Here is an 18522-nt window from a genome sequence, read left to right as displayed (position 1 = left end):
TTATACCTTTCGTTTCTCAATTTCTGTTATAGGTAACAATAAAGTATCTTTTATTTCCTGCCGTACCTCACGGCTGATATAACAATCGCTATTCAAACACTCCACTAGCAACAAATTAGCATCGTAATACTGATCTAGGATTTCCTTCCGCTGTTCATTAAACTGCCAATCATGACCAATATTGCGATACTTAATCATTAAGTCTTTTAATTGCTCTGTCCAAGCCTGACCTTCATTTTTCCACCAACTTTTATATCCTTTTGTATCTTTAATCAAGTTAGGTTGTTGGTCTTTTAAGGTTTCTTGAAGTTGTTTGAGGGCACGCTTGAGTTCAGGCTCAAGAGCATATTTGCTGGCACCACTACCACCGAGAGCGTGGTTACGAGCCAATCTAAGCTCAAAGAGAAGGGATTGGTCGAGGGCAAGGACACTGGCACGATCGCGATCACTATTACTGTTAAGAACATCTCCAAAGTCGTTAGTTAAGTCGCGGCTTAAGCAATGAGAAAGCCTAGTATCGAGGAGCATTTCGTAAATCTTACGGTCAAGAGCAAAAGCAAAATAAAAAGCTCGAACACCACTTAGCTTGTAGGGAACCTCGACGGAAAAAGATTTCTCGTTTACCCACATTAGGAACTGCTGTAACTTCTCGTCAGCAGCTAAAATTTCATCAACTTGATGTTTCATTAACTGTAGTAAACGATCTGCATTTGGCGACATCCCAACCCCTAGAAAGAAAACTTCTCGCCAGCGTTTTTCGGTGATGTGGCTGACTAAATTTTGCAACCTCTCCTCTAATGGCTGGATTCCAAAAACAACTTCTCTAGCAGTGAAATACTCGTGAAATGTTAGATGGGAAAAAGAGTAAATTGCTTTCGCCCGTTCGACTAATAGCCCGTGTTGATATTCAATTGACAGCAAAACTACCTCACTGTCTAGTTGCAATGCTTCCGGGTCAGCATTGGCATCAGGTAAATTACGGATGTAATCTGTGATGTATTGCTCGGCTGTTTTTTGCTTGAAGAAATAGTCCCCCTGTTTAAACGTAGTCAGGGCGATTTTACTGAGTAAATCTTCCTTACGCTGGATTGATAGCTTTTTGTAAACTTGGTCGCGCTGAATCCCGCGCTTGGCATCCCATTTTTTCAACAGCGCATCCAGCCCTTCTTTGTATAGTTCGGAACGATTCGCCGGAAAATCTCCTGACTCTTCAAATGCCAAACATAGCAGCGTCAGCAGTAGCGGACTGGCGGCTAGTTGTTTGATTCGGTTATTGTCTTCGAGGCGTTTAATAAAAGTTTCTGGTTTTACAGCTTTATTCTTAAACCAGTTGTTTGCAAAGGTAGTAATTTGTTCAGCATCAAAATCAGCAACTTCTACCTCTGTAAATTTCTCAAAGGTATATTCCCGCGCTGCAATTCGACAGGTCATGACAAAGTGATTGTCACGATATTGGTCAGAGAAATCACGAATCTCCCTTAAGACGCGCTTATTGTCTTCCTCTCTAACTTCATCCAGCCCATCGAGTAATATCAATGTCCTGCTGTGTTTAATTACATTTTGTAGAGACGCGATAACCCTTGTCTCTACAACCCCGCAACCCGCGAATTGCTGAGTGATGTATTCTAATAAGCCTGGTTTATTAGTGGCTTCAGCAAACTCTTTGAGGGTGACAAAAATCGGCACGCGATCAGCCTGAAACTCACGCTGATTGCACTGAATCGCTAAATACTTCAAAAACGTGGTTTTGCCAGCCCCAGGCTTCCCCAAGATCATCAGCTTGGTATATTTCTCGACTGCCTCCAGTCCGGGCACTCGTTCTTCAGTGATTTTGCTGAGTCCGAAGCGCTCAATATTCTCAGAGTTGCACTCTTGCAGTAATTCAGGGATATCTTTACGCCGCCGTCCAGTGATTTTCTCCAGAATGTTGACGTTGGTGTAAATATCATTCAACCCAATCGGCTGAGTCATATCCAGTACGCGCATTGTCCCGCAGCGTTCTTGAATGATGGGTTTTATCTTTTCGCGTACCTCTTGCACTAGGGCATCAATATCAATGCTGTTTTTCTGATTCTGGTCAGATGGAACAGGTACAGCGTCTTTAGGTAAATCCGCAATCTCCTGCCAATCCAAACGTAACTTTTCACAAAGACCAACAAATATCTCGCTTTTAACTGCTTTACCTGTAAAGAATTTTGAGATCGGTTGACGACTGATACAAACGACACCGATTAAATCAGTCTGTTTCCATCTGTTGGCGATTAGAGCTTGTTTTGCCAACTGGATACCTTTTGGAGACGCCTGGAGCGATCGCGCTGTCATAAGTAAAATACAAACTTTTGCCTATTTTACTCGCCTCGATTGCGTGTCTGTCTTCCAACTCATACAACTTGTACGCGAAGTCAGACATAGGGCGTTCCTTGCCTAGACAGGATTACAGCCATCTTGGAAGAGTAGTGATTCAAGGTTCTTTTATGAACATCGTTCTGATGCTTCTACTGTGGGTAGCCGAAAAATTCGTGGAAAAAGCCCTGGATAAGTTATTAGAGAAGATATTAAGCGATCGCAACTTCAAGCATCTCACCACTGCTTTTAAACTCCAGATTTTGGTGTTGTATCTGGATTGGCTACTGCAAAAAACCTCATTTCAGGAGCCACCTGATGGGGAGGGCGAATAGAAGAAAACCGCCAAACCGCCCGGAACTCAAGTTCCGGGCTAACAAGTTGCATTCCATTAAAATGGACTAAAACTTTTAAATAGTCCTCTAGAAGAGGACTTCAGCTATTAGCCAGGGGTTTAAACCCCTGGCTGGCGGTTGATCGGTTTAATACCAGATTTCAGTTGGCAAGATTACTAAGGGAAATGCGATCGCATTCCCTACATACCAAGGAAACTGATGACAAAAGCAGAAATCTTGGCAGCACTCAAGCAAATGACAACCGAAGAACGCTTAGAAATCATCGAAGCTGCTTCGCGGATGATACGAGAAGAACGAGAAGAGAAGGCTAGGCGCAAAGCCGAGATAAAGCAGTGGTTAGCAGTATTTCTAAAACCCGCCTGCGCTGGTTTCGTTTGTATAGCCGCGAATTCCATTCGCCAAGGATGTTCGCATCAACCAGATGGGTTTCATTTTATAGCCGCATCCCCATTCAGCAGAAATTTTTACATCAAATTAGGTCTTAATCGCCAGAAACCTGATTTTTCAACCGCTAAACTAAACAATAGTGCAGATGTACTGCTACTTCTGATAAAAGGTATGGCGCTATAGCCTGAATGATCCCACTGCAACTGGTTCTCAAAAATTTCCTCAGCTACCGCGAGGCTACCTTAGAGTTTAGCGGTCTACATACTGCGTGTATTTGCGGTTCTAATGGTGCGGGTAAATCTTCTCTGTTGGAAGCGATCACCTGGACGATTTGGGGTGAAAGCCGCGCTGCAACAGAAGATGATGTCATCCACGCCGGTGCTAAAGAAGTTCGGGTTGATTTCACCTTCCAATGCGATCGCCAAACCTATCGCATTATTCGCACTCGCATCCGGGGACAAGGTGGATCGCTGGAATTTCAAGTCCAATCATCCGGCGATTTTCGCTCTTTAACCGGGCGCGGAATCCGGGCGACGCAAGAGGCGATCGTTCATCACCTGAAGCTGGATTACGATACTTTCGTGAATTCGGCTTATCTGCGTCAAGGACGGGCGGATGAGTTTATGCTCAAGCGCCCCAGCGAACGAAAAGAAATTCTCGCCGATTTGCTGAAACTGTCTCAATATGAAGAATTGGCAGAACAGGCGAAGGATTTATCCCGCCAATTAAAAGGACAAGCGGAGCAATTGGAGCAGAATTTGCAGTCGATAAAGCAACAACTGCAACAAAAAGATGCGATCGCTCAACAACAAGCAATTCTGGAAACTCAACTGACAGAATTACAGCAAGCCCAAGCTGTTGACAATGAAAAAGTCCAAAATTTGCTAACAATCCGGCATCAGCGGCAAACTTGGGAACAACAACTGAGCTTTGTTCGGCAGCAATATCAAAATCTCACACAAGATTGCGATCGCTATCGGCAAGAAATTGCCACAACTCAGCTGCAACAGCAACAATTAGAAGCTTTACTGAATCAAAAAGAACAAATTACGGCTGGATATGCTCACTACCAAAATTTGCAAGCCCAGGAAGAAACGCTCACCGCTAAGTCACAAGCTTACCAAGATGCCCAACAGCAACGGCAACAACTCCAACGACAACTTGAGCAGCAAATTAACGAACTTAAAGGGCAACTCCGACAAGCTCAAGGACAACTAGAAGTGGTGCGGCAATCTAGGGCAGATATTCAGCAAATCCTCAGCCGCACCGAAGAAGTAGAAGCAGGATTAAAACAACTCCAAGAGGCGCGGGGTTATGTCAGTTATCTCGATCGGTTGCAGTTACAAGTCGCGCCCCTGGTGCAACGTCGCGGACAGGTGCAGATGGAACTCGATCGCTCTCAAGCACGATTATCTGCCAGATTAGAAGAACTTCGCAAATCCGCCGCCCAGTTGCAAGACAGGCAAAAACGCTTACCTCAATTGCAACAGCAATTACAACAAGTTCAAACTCAAATTCAGCAACTTGACAAAAAGCGCGTCTATCAGGAACGGGTGCAGGAGAAAGAACTGCAACAGCGAAGTTCGCGCGATCGCCTCCAGGCGGCTCAAAAAGAATGCGAAACTAAACTGGCAGAAATAGACCAAAAGCTGCAACTGATCCAGACGCCAAATGCCAGTTGTCCTTTATGCGATCGCCCTCTCGATGAACACCACTGGCAGCTAGTGGTGCAAAAAACTCACAACCAGCAACAGGGAATTCAAGATCAATTCTGGGATGTAGAGGGGCTACTCGCGGTTTGTGAGTACCAGCTACAGGGGTTGCACAAGGAAATTGCCGAAATTGCCCAAGCATTGGCAAACTACGATTCCTTGCGCGAACAACGGGGACAGTTGGCAGCGGAAAGTTCTGCTATGGCTGAAATCCAGACGCGCCTGCAACAAATTGAGGTGGAAAAGCAACAAATTGAGCGATCGCTTTCCTCTGGCAACTACGCACCCGATCGACAAGAAGAACTGCGCCACCTTGAGCAACAGTTGCAACAACTCAACTACAATGAGCAAAACCATGCCCTAGCCAGAGGCGACGTAGAGCGCTGGCGCTGGGCAGAAATTAAGCAAGCAGAAGTTAAACAAGCGCAACGGCGTCAAGCTCAAATAGACGCTCAGATGCCAGAATTGGTGGCGAAAATTGCGAATCTGCAATCGCAAATGCAGCAACTGCAAGTAAATTCCGAATTATCGCGGCAGATTGAAGCACTCGATCGAGAAATGGCGGAAATTGGTTACGAGCGATCGCAGCACGATGCCCTCAGAAACGCTTTACGCAAGTCTCAGTCGTGGCAAGTCCGTTATCAGGAACTCGCTTCAGCGCAGCAGCAATATCCTTCCTTATTAAAGCGATCGCAAGATTTGGCTCAGGCGTTGCAAATGCGATCGCAAGATTTGCAACAGATGGCGACTCAGGTAGACACCATCCTTCAACAGTTGCAACAAACACCCGATACAAAAGCCGAAATTACAACCCTTGAGCAGCAGATACAGCAGCGGCGTCTGCAACTCGACGAGAAGCAACGCCAGTTAGGAAGCTTGCAACAACAACAACATTATCTAGAAACTCTCCAAACTCAGCATGACGCACTCACCATTCAGCACTCAAAGGTACGACAGCAATATCGCGTCTACCAGGAATTAGGGCAAGCTTTTGGTAAAAATGGCATCCAGACGCTGATGATTGAGAATATTCTGCCTCAATTGGAAGCAGAAACGAATACTCTCCTGTCTCGGCTCAGTGGAAACCAGTTGCACGTACAGTTTGTTACCCAGAAAGCAGGACGGAGTGGACGTTCCTCAAAAAAAGCCAGCAAAATGATTGACACTTTAGATATTTTAATTGCCGATGCTCGCGGCACCCGTCCTTATGAAACCTATTCTGGAGGGGAAGCGTTTCGGATTAACTTTGCAATTCGTCTAGCTTTAGCGAAATTGTTGGCGCAGCGTGCGGGAACGGCATTGCAAATGCTGATTATCGATGAGGGATTTGGCACCCAAGATGCGGAAGGATGCGATCGCTTGATTGCTGCGATTAATGCGATCTCTGCTGACTTCGCCTGCATCCTCACCGTCACTCATATGCCGCAATTCAAAGAAGCCTTCCAAACTCGAATTGAAGTGTATAAAACCCCCAACGGTTCTCAGTTGAGCTTGGTGCTGTAGGAACCTCACCCCCTTCCCTACGTAGCTTGCTTCCAAGGGAGCGGTGGGAAGCTACGTAGGGAAGCGGCTGTTCTTGTTAGGTCAAGGCAACCCGAACCTTAATGTTCGGACTTCTCACCCTAGTTCACCCACTCAGGCGATACCCATCGCTACGGGGATCGCTACGATCGAAGTAGGAGGACAGAAAAACCCAACAGCATCTTCCTCCAGGCTGATTTCCTAGCCACTTTTCTCACTCCTAAGGGAGGTTTGAATGATTCGATTTCTCGTTGGCGTGCTTGTGTTCGTTATCGACACGCTTTATCGCGATCGCCCTTATCAGCGCTTCTACGTGCTAGAAACAGTGGCTCGCGTCCCCTACTTTTCCTTCCTATCAGTTTTACACCTTTACGAAACCCTCGGTTGGTGGCGAAAAGCTGACTGGCTCAAGGTTCACTTCGCCGAATCTTGGAATGAAATGCACCACCTGCTGATTATGGAATCGTTGGGGGGAAACAAACATTGGAGCGATCGCTTCCTTGCCCAAACCACAGCCCTCTTCTACTACTGGGTAGTTGTAGCACTTTACATCGTTTCGCCCCGCACCGCCTACAACTTCATGGAAATGGTGGAAGAACACGCCCATCATACCTACGACACCTTCTTGCGCGAACATGAAGCCGAACTGAAAGCTAAACCAGCACCCCAAGTCGCGATCAACTACTACCGAGACGGCGATCTCTACCTATTTGATGAATTTCAAACCGGCGTAGTCCCAGAATCTCGCCGCCCTGCGGTTGACAACCTCTATGACGTTTTCGTCAACATCCGGGATGACGAAGGCGAACACGTCAAAACCATGATGGCGTGTCAAAAACCCGATGCTCAGAAAACCTTTAAGAGTCCCCACTCTCTACCTTATTCGGAACAGAAGGTTATACTGCCCCTGGTGACAGAAGCTGAGGTTGAGCGCGAGTTAGCCGATCCCATGTTTAAGTAATGCAGGACTTACGCAAAGCTTATACATATAGCGTTTTTTCGGGTTCAATCTCCCTGTGGTTGCCCTTACTATGTCGCGCAAGTTGCTTTGTAGGGGCAATCCCCCTGTGGTTGCCCTCAGCTGTAGTGATGTTGCTTTGTAGGGGCAATCCCCCTGTGGTTGCCCTTACTATGTCGCGCAAGTTGCTTTGTAGGGGCAATCCCCCTGTGGTTGCCCTTACTATGTCGCGCAAGTTGCGTAAGTCCTGACATAATACAAATTAACTTTTTTATCGCCACATTTTAGCTGTCTATTGCCCTCAATTGATCGTCGCGCTAGGGGGATTTGATGTGTAATCTCTCAAAAGTGAAATGGTATAAAATTTCTCCTTGCGAACAGATAGGGCTGGGGTAGGCATCCGAGCCGATTAGTTTGTTTAAAAGTCTGAAGATGCTCCCTATTTTTTGAGCCGACACTCACACAATTGAGCATTATTCCCCAAAACACCAGACAAAAAAGATCAAGATACCTGCCATCACCAACCAGTGGGGTATTGATACTAAATTCAAAATGCTCAAAGGAAATAAAACCAAAACCTCTGAAAAGAACCAGCTGGTGATAAACAGCAGCATCATCAAGATAACGAGGGGCACACAACCTCCTACAAACTAGCGCGACAAAAAAATTTGGTTATGAATGTGGCAGACACACAGCTGTCACCTATACTGCCATCAGAGAGAAGAGTCTTGATTAAAACTATAAGTAGGCTTATCTATATTCCGTACTCATCTACGGAGAGAAAATAAATACCGTAGTTGAGAAGAGGTACTTGCCATGCAATTCAGGCGTTTTGGAATTCTAGCTTTACTTACCACCTTCAGCACTACAACCGTTTTAGCAAAAGAAGCAAATTTTGACCGTTTGATTGTTGATGGAAGTGGCAAGGCGGTTGTGACTGGTTATACTAGCGGAGCCTTTTCCTTGTCAGCGATCGCTAATCGCGATCGCCAAAACAACCCCTGTATTGGTTATGGGGGTGACGAAACTCCCGACCATATTATGGTATTGAAGAAAGGCTTCCCCAAGCTAACGGTAAAAGTAGATACTGGAGGCAAGGACAGCACTCTAGTCATCAAGGGACCTGATGGTAAAATTCGCTGTGGCGATGACACGGGTTCCAACAAAGATGCGAGTATCACAGACTCAAACTGGAAATCAGGCAACTATAGTGTCTGGGTCGGTTCCATTAAAGAGCGACAAAGATGGGATTATACTCTTTCAGTACAACAAGACTAGAACCCTAGATTTTTTGGCTCTTCATTACTTGGTATGCTAAAAAGTTGATTCCAAAACTTGAAAGGCTTACCTAGCAAGGTATAACGATTTTGGACTGTATTTTCTATTTAATAAACGCTAAATTGGCTTAAATTCATGGCTAGTATAGCTTGTGGCGCTTCTTGACTATAAATTTAGCATACCAACTACGGAAGAGCCGATTTTTTAGATAATTAGATGCCTTGCGATCTCCAATCGTTCTCGCACCGCCATCCAAAATTCAAAACTCAGGTTCGGTTCCCCCACCTTAGAAACACACTAGGAACGATATGATATGAATGGTCTGTAGTGCCAAAATGGGTACCCACTCGTGCTATCTACGCTTCTAGCTGACTTTCGCATCATCTTCGAGCGCGATCCAGCAGCCCGTAACTGGCTGGAGGTTTTATTTTGCTACCCCGGTTTGCAAGCGCTGCTATTCCATCGCCTTGCACACTGGCTACAACTACTGGGAATCCCCTTCATCCCCCGGTTGATTTCCCACTTGGCTCGCTTTTTTACCGGCATCGAAATCCACCCTGGTGCCGTAATTGGACGGGGTGTTTTTATTGACCACGGCATGGGTGTAGTGATTGGCGAAACCGCAATTGTGGGAGATTATGCTCTGATCTACCAGGGCGTTACTCTCGGCGGTACTGGCAAGGAAAGCGGCAAGCGTCACCCTACCTTGGGGGAAAATGTCGTGGTGGGTGCCGGTGCCAAAGTTCTCGGCAATATTCAAATCGGCAATAACGTCCGCATCGGTGCTGGCTCTGTCGTGTTGCGCGATGTTCCTTCGGATTGTACGGTAGTAGGCGTCCCTGGTCGGATTATCTATCGTTCCGGCGTCCGAGTGAATCCGCTGGAACATGGAAGCCTTCCTGATTCTGAAGCTGCGGTAATTCGGGCTTTGGTTGACCGTCTGGAAGCACTGGAACAACAGGTACAAGAGTTACAACAACCGGCTCATGTCTCAATGCCTGTTCCTTTAGTAGCAGCAAACTATCATGTATCGGATATCCCAGTCGCCGCTGCTCCCAGCTGTCGCGTCCAAGATGGATTAATCCGGCAATTCTTAGATGGTTCTGGGATTTAAACAATTAAAAATTAAAAATTAAAAATTAAATTTCTCAATTTTTAATTTTGCATTTTTAATTGTTAGGGATTTACGGCTTGAGTAGACCAAGCTTGAGAACTGTCGAGGCGGTAGAGCCATCGGTTTTGGGGATCGCCTCGCAACTCCAAATGATCGACCTGTACGGGTTCTAGCAGTAGGAGACAAAAACTCTCTAGCGGCTTTTCTGGATCGGGTGACGGCAAAGAAAAAGTGCTGACATCGGCTCTACTTTCTCCTGGATGGGGCCAAGTAAATTGCAGGCGAGCGGCGTCAGAAAGGTCTTGCCACGACGCCTGACGCGCTTGCTGGAGTGCTGAGTCGGGATGATTGGCTCCTACCAGAGTCAGCGTCCCAGCGAGGCGAAATTGTTCGCGGGTGGTGGTAAAGTACCAGCAAGCTTCTGCCCAAGGCTGATGCTCGATTTGGTCAGCTTTCTGGCTGCGAGAATCGGTGACAAATTTTAACTGGTTGGTATCGTCTAAAAATCCCCGAAATACGACCGTGCGGTTAGCAGGACGCCCGTCAGCCTGGACGGTGGCTAGCTGTAAGTAGCGAGAATGGGGTTCGCTACGGTTACGATGTAGGGCACGGGCAAGAAGCGATCGCCAGGGAGCAAGCATCATCGTCAAGAATTTATCCCCATTACCTTTTTCCCCATTCCCCAAAATATTAGTCTAGTGTCTTCAGTTGTTTAATTGTGTCCTGGCGCTCCTTTAACGGCTCTGGAAAACTTAACTCGCTCGCCATCTGGTAGTTTTACGACTCGCTGCCCGGATTGGGTAACAAAACTGGCTTCTGTATCAATAGGTGGGTGACTAACCAAGGCAATACAAGTATTAAAAACTGGCGGCTAAGGTTTCAGATGAATCAAGCTGCCATTAATAATACTTGGAATGGCACTTTTGTCCCTCAAGGGTCGCAGTATGTCGTGACTCCGCCAGACTGGGGATGAACGATTTAGCCAAATCGAACGATTGATTTAGGTTTTTGTGCCAATCATCTGGGATCTGATGATCGGCCTAAGCAAGTTTCAGCCTCAAGTTTGTAAAATTGATCGGCGAAATGGCTGGAAGAGGGCGTGTTTGCCACTGGGAATATTTTGCCTGCTGCGATCTTGAAATAAGTTTGCTGTTGGACTTTTGCACCGCCTCTCAAAAAGGTAATTGGAACCGAGATAGTAATCTCAAACGACGGGAAAGGGCGGCTGACAATCGCCCTTAATTTTTGCTTTCCGACGATCTTTTAACTGTTACAACTTTGACTAATTGAGCAGCTTAATGGGATGTTTTACTTTGCTAATTTAATCTAGAAAGCCATACAGATAGCGCAATTACCTATATTTTTCAAGCTTTGACCCCATATCTGCGATCGCGTATAGTAAGTGATCTGTGAATTTTTCCCAAAACCAATCAGACTTGACCTATGGTTCGAGAGCTTGAGCGAGTAATCCAGACGAGCCGGTTTCCTGAGACGGCACCGGCTGCAAATCCTGTATTCTTTAGGACGTACAGCCGTCGCACCCAGTCCGGGCGCGAGACTTGGGATGAAGTGTGCGATCGCACGATTAGAGCGTTGACGAAGCTTGGCAAGCTCACCCCTGAAGAAGCGGACACGATCGATCGTATGCAGCGCCAGATGAAAGCTCTTGCCTCTGGACGTTGGCTGTGGGTGGGTGGCAGCGAGTGGATTGAAAGACCAGAAAACTTTTCAGGAGCTTACAACTGCACCAGTACCAATGTAGTAGACTGGCGTGCTTTTGGTCTGATGATGGATCTGGCAATGATGGGGTGTGGCACTGGAGCCGTTCTCGAACCAAAATACATTAATCAACTGCCGCGAATTCGCAATCGCCTTGTTGTGACAGTACAAGGTGAGATTGGCTCTACTCCTGCCTTGCAGCGCCGCGAACTGACAGAAGTTAAAGTAGAGGGCGAAAAAGTCACAATTTACGTGGGAGACAGTCGCCAAGGCTGGGTTAAGTCTTATCAAACCTTGCTGGAATTATCCAGCGATCAGCGCTTCACAACAGAAGTACAGGTATCTCTCGATCTGTGCGATGTCCGAGCAGCGGGAGAACCCCTCAAAGGCTTTGGCGGCGTCGCCAATCCTGTGAAGTTGTCAGGTCTTTATGAACGTTGCGCGTCAATTTTAAATAAAGCTCTAGGAAGGCAACTGAATTCGGTTGAGTGCTGTTTATTAATAGATGAAGCCGCCGTTGTAGTGGTTGCTGGAAACGTCAGGCGTTCAGCTGGAATGAGGCAAGGTTCTAGCGATGATGAAAAATTTGCCAACGCCAAAGGTAATCTTTGGCAGCAGGATGAAAACGGCAACTGGCGCATCGATCCAGAACGGGATGCGCTTCGTATGGCAAATCACACTAGAGTTTTTCACCACAAACCAACTCTAGAAGAATGCCTTGCAGCAGTTCGTCAACAGCATTATTCCGGTGAAGGCGCAATTCAATGGGCAGGAGAAGCATTAGCGAGAGCCAACTGCGATTTATTGGAAACCCCTGAGCTAAAAGATGATTTTCTGCAAGCTTATAGTCAAGGGAAGGCTGAACAATGGTTGCGAGAACACTACCCCGACCTACCTCCTAATGAGGTAGAGCATCGATTAGCTCGTGTTGGTTTGAATCCTTGCGGTAGCCTAGATTTTGCCGCCTAACCTGGGGACAGGTTAGATAGTCAGAGGGTGAATTGCTGGAAGCCTAAACACAAAAAATGTACAGGGTAATCAGCAGCCAAGCTCCAGATGTAAGGCAGCCAAGCCCCAGAGCTGGAGAAGGTTCAGAGACTAGACCTGCGGGAAACCAATAATGGTCAGATAGCGCCCTCCACCTAGACCAGGTGAAGATATAGTCCGAGACCACTAGAAATAGTGGATAACAAGCGCAGGAAATCATCGGCTCTAACTTCCACTGCAACCTTTCGGAGGTTCATCTCAATCAAATTGACCCATACAACTACAAAGAACAAGAGGAAGCTTTCACGGCGGGAGCATTATCAGTAGCCTCACTGCTAAATCACCAATTTGTCGAAGAACGCTATCGGAAGTCACGCGAACTCGATCCGATTGTGGGAGTCTCTTTCACGGGATTATTTGATTTCTTTGTGAATGCCTTTGGTGTGGATTGGCTTAAGTGGTGGACGGAAGGACGACCTGAAACAGAGGCAGGACTAAACTATAAGAAGCAAGAGCAGGAATATCTGACTCGCTGGAGAGAAACTGTGCATCGGGTGGTGTGGGAATATTGCGATCGCCACGGCATCAAACGCCCCAATCGCTGCACCACCGTTCAGCCTTCCGGTACAAAATCCTTGCTCACTGGTGCTTCACCGGGCTGGCATCCCCCAAAAGCTCAACGTTTTCTGCGTCGAATCACTTTCAGAAAGAATGACCCCGTAGCCCTCGCCTGTATTGACTACGGGTACAACGTGATTCCGTCTCAGTCTGATAAAGATGAAAACGGCAATCTTTTGAACGATCCCTTCGATCCCAGATGCTCGGAATGGCTGGTAGAAATCCCCGTCGCCGTAGCTTGGGCTGATTTGCCTGGAGCCGATCAAATCGATATCGGCAAGTTTAACGCGATCGCGCAAATGGATTTTTATATGCAAGTCCAAAAATTCTTTGTGCGTCACAATACCTCAGCTACCATCGAGTTGCGCGAGAACGAGATCGAAGCTTTAGGTACTCGGATTTACGAAGCGATTAGAGACGATCAAGGTTACATCTCAGCCGCACTTCTGGCTCGCTTCGACGATCATCAGACATTCCCGCGCTTGCCGTTTGAGCCAATCACCAAAGAGCAGTATGAGCAGATAGTACAGGCAGTCGAAAGGCGACGCCAGACAGAAAATTTTCATGCTGCTTTAAGTCGCTACGATTCAGGCGATTTAATGGAAGCAGGTCCCGCTGGGTGCGACTCGGATAAGTGCTTATTCTCCGAGCAAAAGTCTGGATAGAGGCATAACCGTTGTATTTGGGAAGAAGCGATCGCTTCTTCCCATGCCAATATCCGCAATCAGACGCGCTACGATCAACGCATAGACATCAGTTACTATCGCCTCAGCAGGAGACTTTCCATGTTTCTCGATGAACTAACACCGCTCTTTAAAGAATTCACCCAGCACCCAGGCGCTTTCTTAGGTGGATTGGTTTCTGGCTTACTCCGCATCAACCTTAATGATGATCCCGTGAAAAGCTGGCTCGACGGGGAGGCAGGTGTTCCTCCCTCCCCTACGGCTTCTTCCAACAGCAGTGGAAACGGCAGACGCAATGGCCCCCAGTCAATTTCTATTGACTAACTTGGCACCGAAAGCTGAATGAGGCTAAAGATAAAGACGGCTGGAAAGCTGGCAGCAGGCAAGCCATTTTCCGGTGAAATTTAGCCTCTTTAATCTTTAAAATTCCCTCTTGGGCAATGCCATCCGAGCCACAGTTAAAAGTCAAGGAATTTTAATAATTAGAAAACCCATCAGTGTGTACGCTAGATGACCTCCCACAATGAAATTAGTAGGCTATGATAGGACGAAACCTCAAAGTTCAGTCCTATTAATGGTCGGATTTGGGACTCGTGCAGCCACATTTGTGGGCGGGGAAGAGTGAAAATTCACCATTGGTAAATAAGTCTTGACCTGGCATCATGGGTCACATCTAGCCATCTAAGGGTTCTGAACTTTAGTTCCTCGTTCAGCTTTAGCGATCCACATGACCATTTACGTTGGAAACCTGTCTTACCAAGCGACCGAAGAAGATTTGACAGCAGTCTTTGCAGAGTACGGCGCGGTGAAGCGAGTTGTCTTGCCGACAGACCGCGAAACGGGACGTATGCGCGGATTTGCCTTTGTTGAAATGACAGATGATGCCCAAGAAGACGCAGCCATCACACAATTAGATGGGGCTGAATGGATGGGCCGTCAGCTTAGAGTTAATAAAGCACGACCCAAGGAGGACGATCGCGGCGGCGCGAGGCGAAGCCGATTTTAAGGAGAGATAGGGCGAAATCAGCACGGTTGGCGTGAAAAACACGCATAAAAAAGGACAACCGTGCTAGCTTTCACTACGCATCGTCACAGTCAATCTTCGCTGTCAGAGCGAAGCATACGAAGCAAGCGATCGCAAACTCCTCTGTTAGATGTTTCTACACCAGCTTGCAGCACTTTAGTCTTTTAGTCTCCCAGGCAAATCCCCAAACCTCTGGCAGTTTTGACCAGAGTATCCTCGGTATCGACGGCTCTGTATTGTCCAATCGCTTCAGCAATCGGCACGCTGACAATTTCGCGGTTTTGCCAGGTGACAACGTGGTCGTACTTTCCCTCAGCGATCAGATCGACTGCCGCCACCCCAAAGGCAGTTGCCAGTAACCGATCCAAGGGCGAAGGCAGTCCTCCTCGCTGAACGTGACCTAAAACAGTCACACGGGTTTCTGCACCACTCGCCATCGAAATTTCCTCCGCCAGGTACTGCCCGATTCCTCCTAATCGACATTCCCCGAATCGATCTACACTCTTAACCGGATTGCCTTCAGCCGTGCAAACTGCTTCTGAGACAATCACGAGCGAGAAATTCTTTCCCATCGCCTGACGATCTCGAATTTGGCGACAGACATTCTCAATTTTGTAAGGAATTTCCGGGATCAAGATGACATTGGCTCCACCGGCAATTCCCGCATTCAGGGCAATATGACCGGCGTCGCGCCCCATGACTTCCAGGATCATGACTCGATTGTGGCTAGCCGCAGTAAAGTGTAATCGGTCGAGAGCTTCGGTGGCAATATTGACAGCGGTATCAAATCCGATAGAACGCTCAGTGCTACCGACATCGTTATCAATTGTTTTGGGAATTCCGACTAAGTTGATCCCGCCTTGTTGAGCTAGTTTTCGGAGAATCGCTAAACTGCCGTCCCCGCCAACCCCAATTAAGGCTGACAAGCCTAGTTGATGGTAGCCCGCAATAATGTCTTCTGAGCGATCGCGCAAACTTCCATCCGGCATTGGAAACGCAAAGGGATTTCCTTTATTCGTCGTCCCCAGCACTGTACCGCCCATCGTCAGCAAGTGGTCAACCTTATCAAACTCCAGCTTGATTGCTTCTGGCGGACTGCTCATTAAGCCCAGAGTAGAGCGGCAAATCCCCAGCACTTCCCAGCCATAGCTACCAGTTGCACAGCGGACAACTGCCCGAATCACGGCATTTAGCCCAGCACAGTCACCCCCACTGGTCAGGATTCCAATCCGTTTGTATTCTCCCATCTTGTTTTTTTGTATTGCGACCGATAATTATCCGATCTCACTTTAAGCGTTGTCTTTTAGACAATAAAGCGGGTAAGCAAGATTTTATTTCTTTAGTTGATATAAAGTTAAACACCATCCTGAGAAATGGCTCCCTAAGATAGAAGGTAGGGCGACCGGGTCTTGATATGTTGGGGCAGTAGTCTCAATCAGAGCTGCCCTGTTAACAAAGCATTTATTGAAAGGAGGACGAAAACTATGTCCAACGTGGAACAGCCTTTCGTCGTTCAGGAACAAGCCCTGGATCGTGACTGCACGACGCTATCTCGTCACGTCTTGCAGCAACTCCACAGCTTTTCGGCAGACGCACAGGATTTGAGCGCGATTATGAATCGCATTGCCCTGGCGGCAAAGTTGATTGCGCGACGACTTAGCAGGGCGGGATTACTCGAAGGCGTCCTAGGATTTACGGGTGATGTGAACGTGCAGGGAGAATCCGTCAAAAAGATGGATGTCTATGCTAATGACGTATTTATCTCGGTGTTTAAGCAAAGCGGTTTAGTCTGCCGTTTGGCATCCGAGGAAATGGAGAAGCCTTACTATATTCCCGAAAATTGCCCCATCGGGCGCTATACCCTGCTTTATGACCCGATTGATGGCTCCTCGAATGTAGATATCAATATCAACGTGGGTTCCATCTTCGCAATTCGCCAACAAGAAGGAACGGATGAAAATCAAACAGGCGGCGATTTATTGCAAAATGGGCGCAAACAAATCGCGGCAGGTTATGTGCTATACGGCCCTAGCACGATGCTGGTTTATTCGATTGGCACTGGGGTTCACGCTTTCACCCTCGATCCCAGCTTAGGTGAGTTTATCCTTTCGAGTGAAAACATTCAAATTCCCAACCACGGCCCTATTTACAGCGTCAATGAGGGCAATTTCTGGCAGTGGGAAGAACCCTTGCGAGACTATATCCGCTATGTTCATCGTCAGGAAGGCTATACGGCTCGATACGGCGGGGCATTGGTGGGAGATATTCACCGGATTCTCTTCCAAGGAGGTGTTTTTCTTTACCCCGGTACTGTGAAAAAACCCGAAGGAAAATTGCGGTTGCTGTATGAATCGGCTCCCTTAGCCTTTTTAATAGAGCAAGCCGGGGGTCGAGCTAGTACGGGCACTGAGGATATTTTGGACGTAGTGCCAAATGCCATTCATGCGCGATCGCCGTTGCTTATCGGTAGCAAAGAAGATGTCACCTTGGTAGAATCTTTCATTCAGAAACGGGCATGGGATGAGGATAAAAACGCGATCGCTCGTTCGCGCGTGCCTCAATAAGGTTTTGCGGTCTCGAAAAAATTCCCGAATTGGCTTTCCCAGCTGCTCAACGGGAACATTATCGATCTGGCGTTACAAAGACAATTGTTAGGAGCCAAAAAATGACAGATATGCCAAACAATCATCTATTAGAGATCAAAGAATACGGTCAGAGTATCTGGATGGATAACTTGACCCGCGATTTGATTCAAAGCGGCGAACTCAAAGATATGGTTGAGAATCAGGGGATCTGCGGGATCACCTCTAATCCAGCTATCTTTGAAAAAGCGATCGCCGGAAATGCCATCTACGACGCCGATATTGAAGCCGGGATCAAAGCTGGATTGCCAGTTTACAAAATTTACGAATCGCTGGTGTTTGAGGATATCCGCAATGCCTGCGATATCCTCCGCCCTGTCTATGACTCTTCTGAAGGTCTGGATGGGTACGTCAGCATTGAAGTACCGCCAACCATCGCCCACGACACCCAAGCCACAATTGAGGAAGCCCGACGTTATTACCAAGAAATCGGTAAAGATAACGTCATGATCAAGATTCCCGGCACCTCAGCAGGCTTGCCAGCCGTCGAGCAAGTCATCTCAGACGGGATCAACGTCAACGTGACGCTGCTATTCTCTGTGGAGAGCTATATTGAGACTGCTTGGGCTTACATTCGCGGCTTAGAAAAGCGGGCAGCGGCAGGCAAAGACATCAGCAAAATCTCCTCGGTGGCGAGTTTCTTCCTCAGCCGCATCGATATTAATATTGATGGTCGCATTGATGCCAAGCTGAAAGCAGGCGTCGATCGAATCGAGAAAAAGGCAGAACTTTTAGCAATTAAGGGCAAAATAGCGATCGCTAACGCCAAAATTGCCTACCAGAAGTACAAAGAGATCGTTGGGAGCGATCGCTGGAAAGCTCTAGCACAAAAAGGTGCGAATGTCCAGCGGTTGTTGTGGGCAAGCACCAGCACCAAAGACCCCAGCTACAGCGATGTAATGTATGTTGATGAGCTGGTTGGCCCAGAAACAGTAAACACCTTGCCACCAAATACCATTGAAGCCTGCGCCGACCACTGCGACGTTGCCTCTCGCATTGAAACTGGGGTGGAAGAAGCTTATCATCTGATCGAAAGTCTCAAAGACCCCGACATCGACATCAATCTAGACGAAGTGATGGACGAATTGCTAGTCGAAGGAATTGAGAAATTTGTGAAGCCCTTTGAATCTCTAACAGCATCCTTGGAAGAGAAAATCAAACATCTGCAACCTGTGTAAGC

Annotated in this window: 15 protein-coding genes and 2 pseudogenes; 14 read left to right on the top strand and 3 right to left on the bottom strand. The window is 47.3% G+C overall.

Annotation, left to right across the window (positions count from 1 at the left end; all coding sequences use genetic code 11):
* Nucleotides 1–2322, bottom strand: a complete 2322-nt coding sequence (locus AC2VDX_RS16850) for an NACHT domain-containing protein (RefSeq protein WP_378183461.1) — start codon at nt 2320–2322, stop codon at nt 1–3.
* Nucleotides 2323–2474: 152 nt separating this feature from the next.
* Between AC2VDX_RS16850 and AC2VDX_RS16845 the strand changes: the two genes are divergently transcribed.
* The 7 genes from AC2VDX_RS16845 to cysE all read left to right on the top strand — a co-directional run bounded on the left by AC2VDX_RS16845 (nt 2475) and on the right by cysE (nt 9669).
* A complete protein-coding gene (locus AC2VDX_RS16845) occupies nt 2475–2678 on the top strand; it encodes a hypothetical protein (protein ID WP_378183458.1) in 204 nt (67 codons plus the stop codon).
* Nucleotides 2679–2897: 219 nt separating this feature from the next.
* The gene (locus AC2VDX_RS16840) at nt 2898–3269 is read left to right on the top strand and encodes a hypothetical protein (RefSeq protein ID WP_378183455.1); all 372 of its coding nucleotides are present in this window, start codon (nt 2898–2900) and stop codon (nt 3267–3269) included.
* A gap of 5 nt (nt 3270–3274) precedes the next feature.
* Entirely contained in the window at nt 3275–6301 is a 3027-nt protein-coding gene (gene sbcC, locus AC2VDX_RS16835; protein WP_378183451.1) for an exonuclease subunit SbcC, read from the top strand.
* Nucleotides 6302–6344: 43 nt separating this feature from the next.
* Nucleotides 6345–6524: a hypothetical protein gene (locus AC2VDX_RS16830; RefSeq protein ID WP_378183448.1), complete on the top strand. Its 180-nt coding sequence runs from the start codon at nt 6345–6347 to the stop codon at nt 6522–6524.
* Between the two features lie 30 nt (nt 6525–6554).
* Nucleotides 6555–7280 carry an alternative oxidase gene (locus AC2VDX_RS16825; RefSeq protein ID WP_378183445.1) on the top strand — a complete coding sequence of 242 codons (726 nt, stop codon included), beginning with the start codon at nt 6555–6557 and terminating at the stop codon, nt 7278–7280.
* Nucleotides 7281–8093: 813 nt separating this feature from the next.
* Complete coding sequence (locus AC2VDX_RS16820; RefSeq protein ID WP_378183442.1) at nt 8094–8555, top strand: hypothetical protein; 462 nt, start codon at nt 8094–8096, stop codon at nt 8553–8555.
* Between the two features lie 349 nt (nt 8556–8904).
* Nucleotides 8905–9669 carry a serine O-acetyltransferase gene (gene cysE, locus AC2VDX_RS16815; protein WP_378183439.1) on the top strand — a complete coding sequence of 255 codons (765 nt, stop codon included), beginning with the start codon at nt 8905–8907 and terminating at the stop codon, nt 9667–9669.
* 62 nt (nt 9670–9731) lie between these two features.
* On the opposite strand, the gene AC2VDX_RS16810 is transcribed toward cysE, so the two are convergent.
* Nucleotides 9732–10313 (bottom strand): Npun_F5749 family FMN-dependent PPOX-type flavoprotein, encoded by a 582-nt coding sequence (locus AC2VDX_RS16810; protein WP_378183436.1) that lies wholly within the window; start codon nt 10311–10313, stop codon nt 9732–9734.
* Between the two features lie 152 nt (nt 10314–10465).
* On the opposite strand from AC2VDX_RS16810, the gene AC2VDX_RS16805 reads away from it, so the two are divergent.
* From AC2VDX_RS16805 to AC2VDX_RS16785, 5 genes and pseudogenes are all read left to right on the top strand, one after another.
* Nucleotides 10466–10642: a cellulose binding domain-containing protein gene (locus AC2VDX_RS16805; RefSeq protein WP_378183433.1), complete on the top strand. Its 177-nt coding sequence runs from the start codon at nt 10466–10468 to the stop codon at nt 10640–10642.
* Nucleotides 10643–11112: 470 nt separating this feature from the next.
* A pseudogene (gene nrdJ / locus AC2VDX_RS16800) lies at nt 11113–12342 on the top strand (ribonucleoside-triphosphate reductase, adenosylcobalamin-dependent); the annotation flags it as partial.
* A 245-nt stretch (nt 12343–12587) separates the two neighbouring features.
* Nucleotides 12588–13658, top strand: a pseudogene (gene nrdJ, locus AC2VDX_RS16795) (ribonucleoside-triphosphate reductase, adenosylcobalamin-dependent); the annotation flags it as partial.
* Between the two features lie 120 nt (nt 13659–13778).
* Nucleotides 13779–14000, top strand: coding sequence for a ssl0294 family protein (locus AC2VDX_RS16790; RefSeq protein ID WP_378183430.1), 222 nt, complete (start codon nt 13779–13781; stop codon nt 13998–14000).
* A gap of 403 nt (nt 14001–14403) precedes the next feature.
* A complete protein-coding gene (locus tag AC2VDX_RS16785; RefSeq protein WP_378183427.1) occupies nt 14404–14682 on the top strand; it encodes an RNA-binding regulator in 279 nt (92 codons plus the stop codon).
* 182 nt (nt 14683–14864) lie between these two features.
* Here AC2VDX_RS16785 and AC2VDX_RS16780 read toward each other — a convergent pair whose 3' ends face one another.
* Nucleotides 14865–15947, bottom strand: a complete 1083-nt coding sequence (locus tag AC2VDX_RS16780; RefSeq protein ID WP_378183424.1) for an ATP-dependent 6-phosphofructokinase — start codon at nt 15945–15947, stop codon at nt 14865–14867.
* A gap of 237 nt (nt 15948–16184) precedes the next feature.
* Here AC2VDX_RS16780 and fbp point away from each other — a divergent pair, with 237 nt between their 5' ends.
* Nucleotides 16185–17264 (top strand): class 1 fructose-bisphosphatase, encoded by a 1080-nt coding sequence (gene fbp / locus AC2VDX_RS16775; protein WP_378183421.1) that lies wholly within the window; start codon nt 16185–16187, stop codon nt 17262–17264.
* A 110-nt stretch (nt 17265–17374) separates the two neighbouring features.
* Complete coding sequence (gene tal / locus AC2VDX_RS16770; RefSeq protein WP_378184028.1) at nt 17375–18520, top strand: transaldolase; 1146 nt, start codon at nt 17375–17377, stop codon at nt 18518–18520.
* The last annotated feature ends 2 nt before the right edge of the window (nt 18521–18522 follow it).

The organism is Coleofasciculus sp. H7-1 (genome assembly GCF_057473865.1).
Note: the sequence above shows the minus strand (reverse complement) of the source record. Positions and strands in the feature narration are given on the sequence as shown.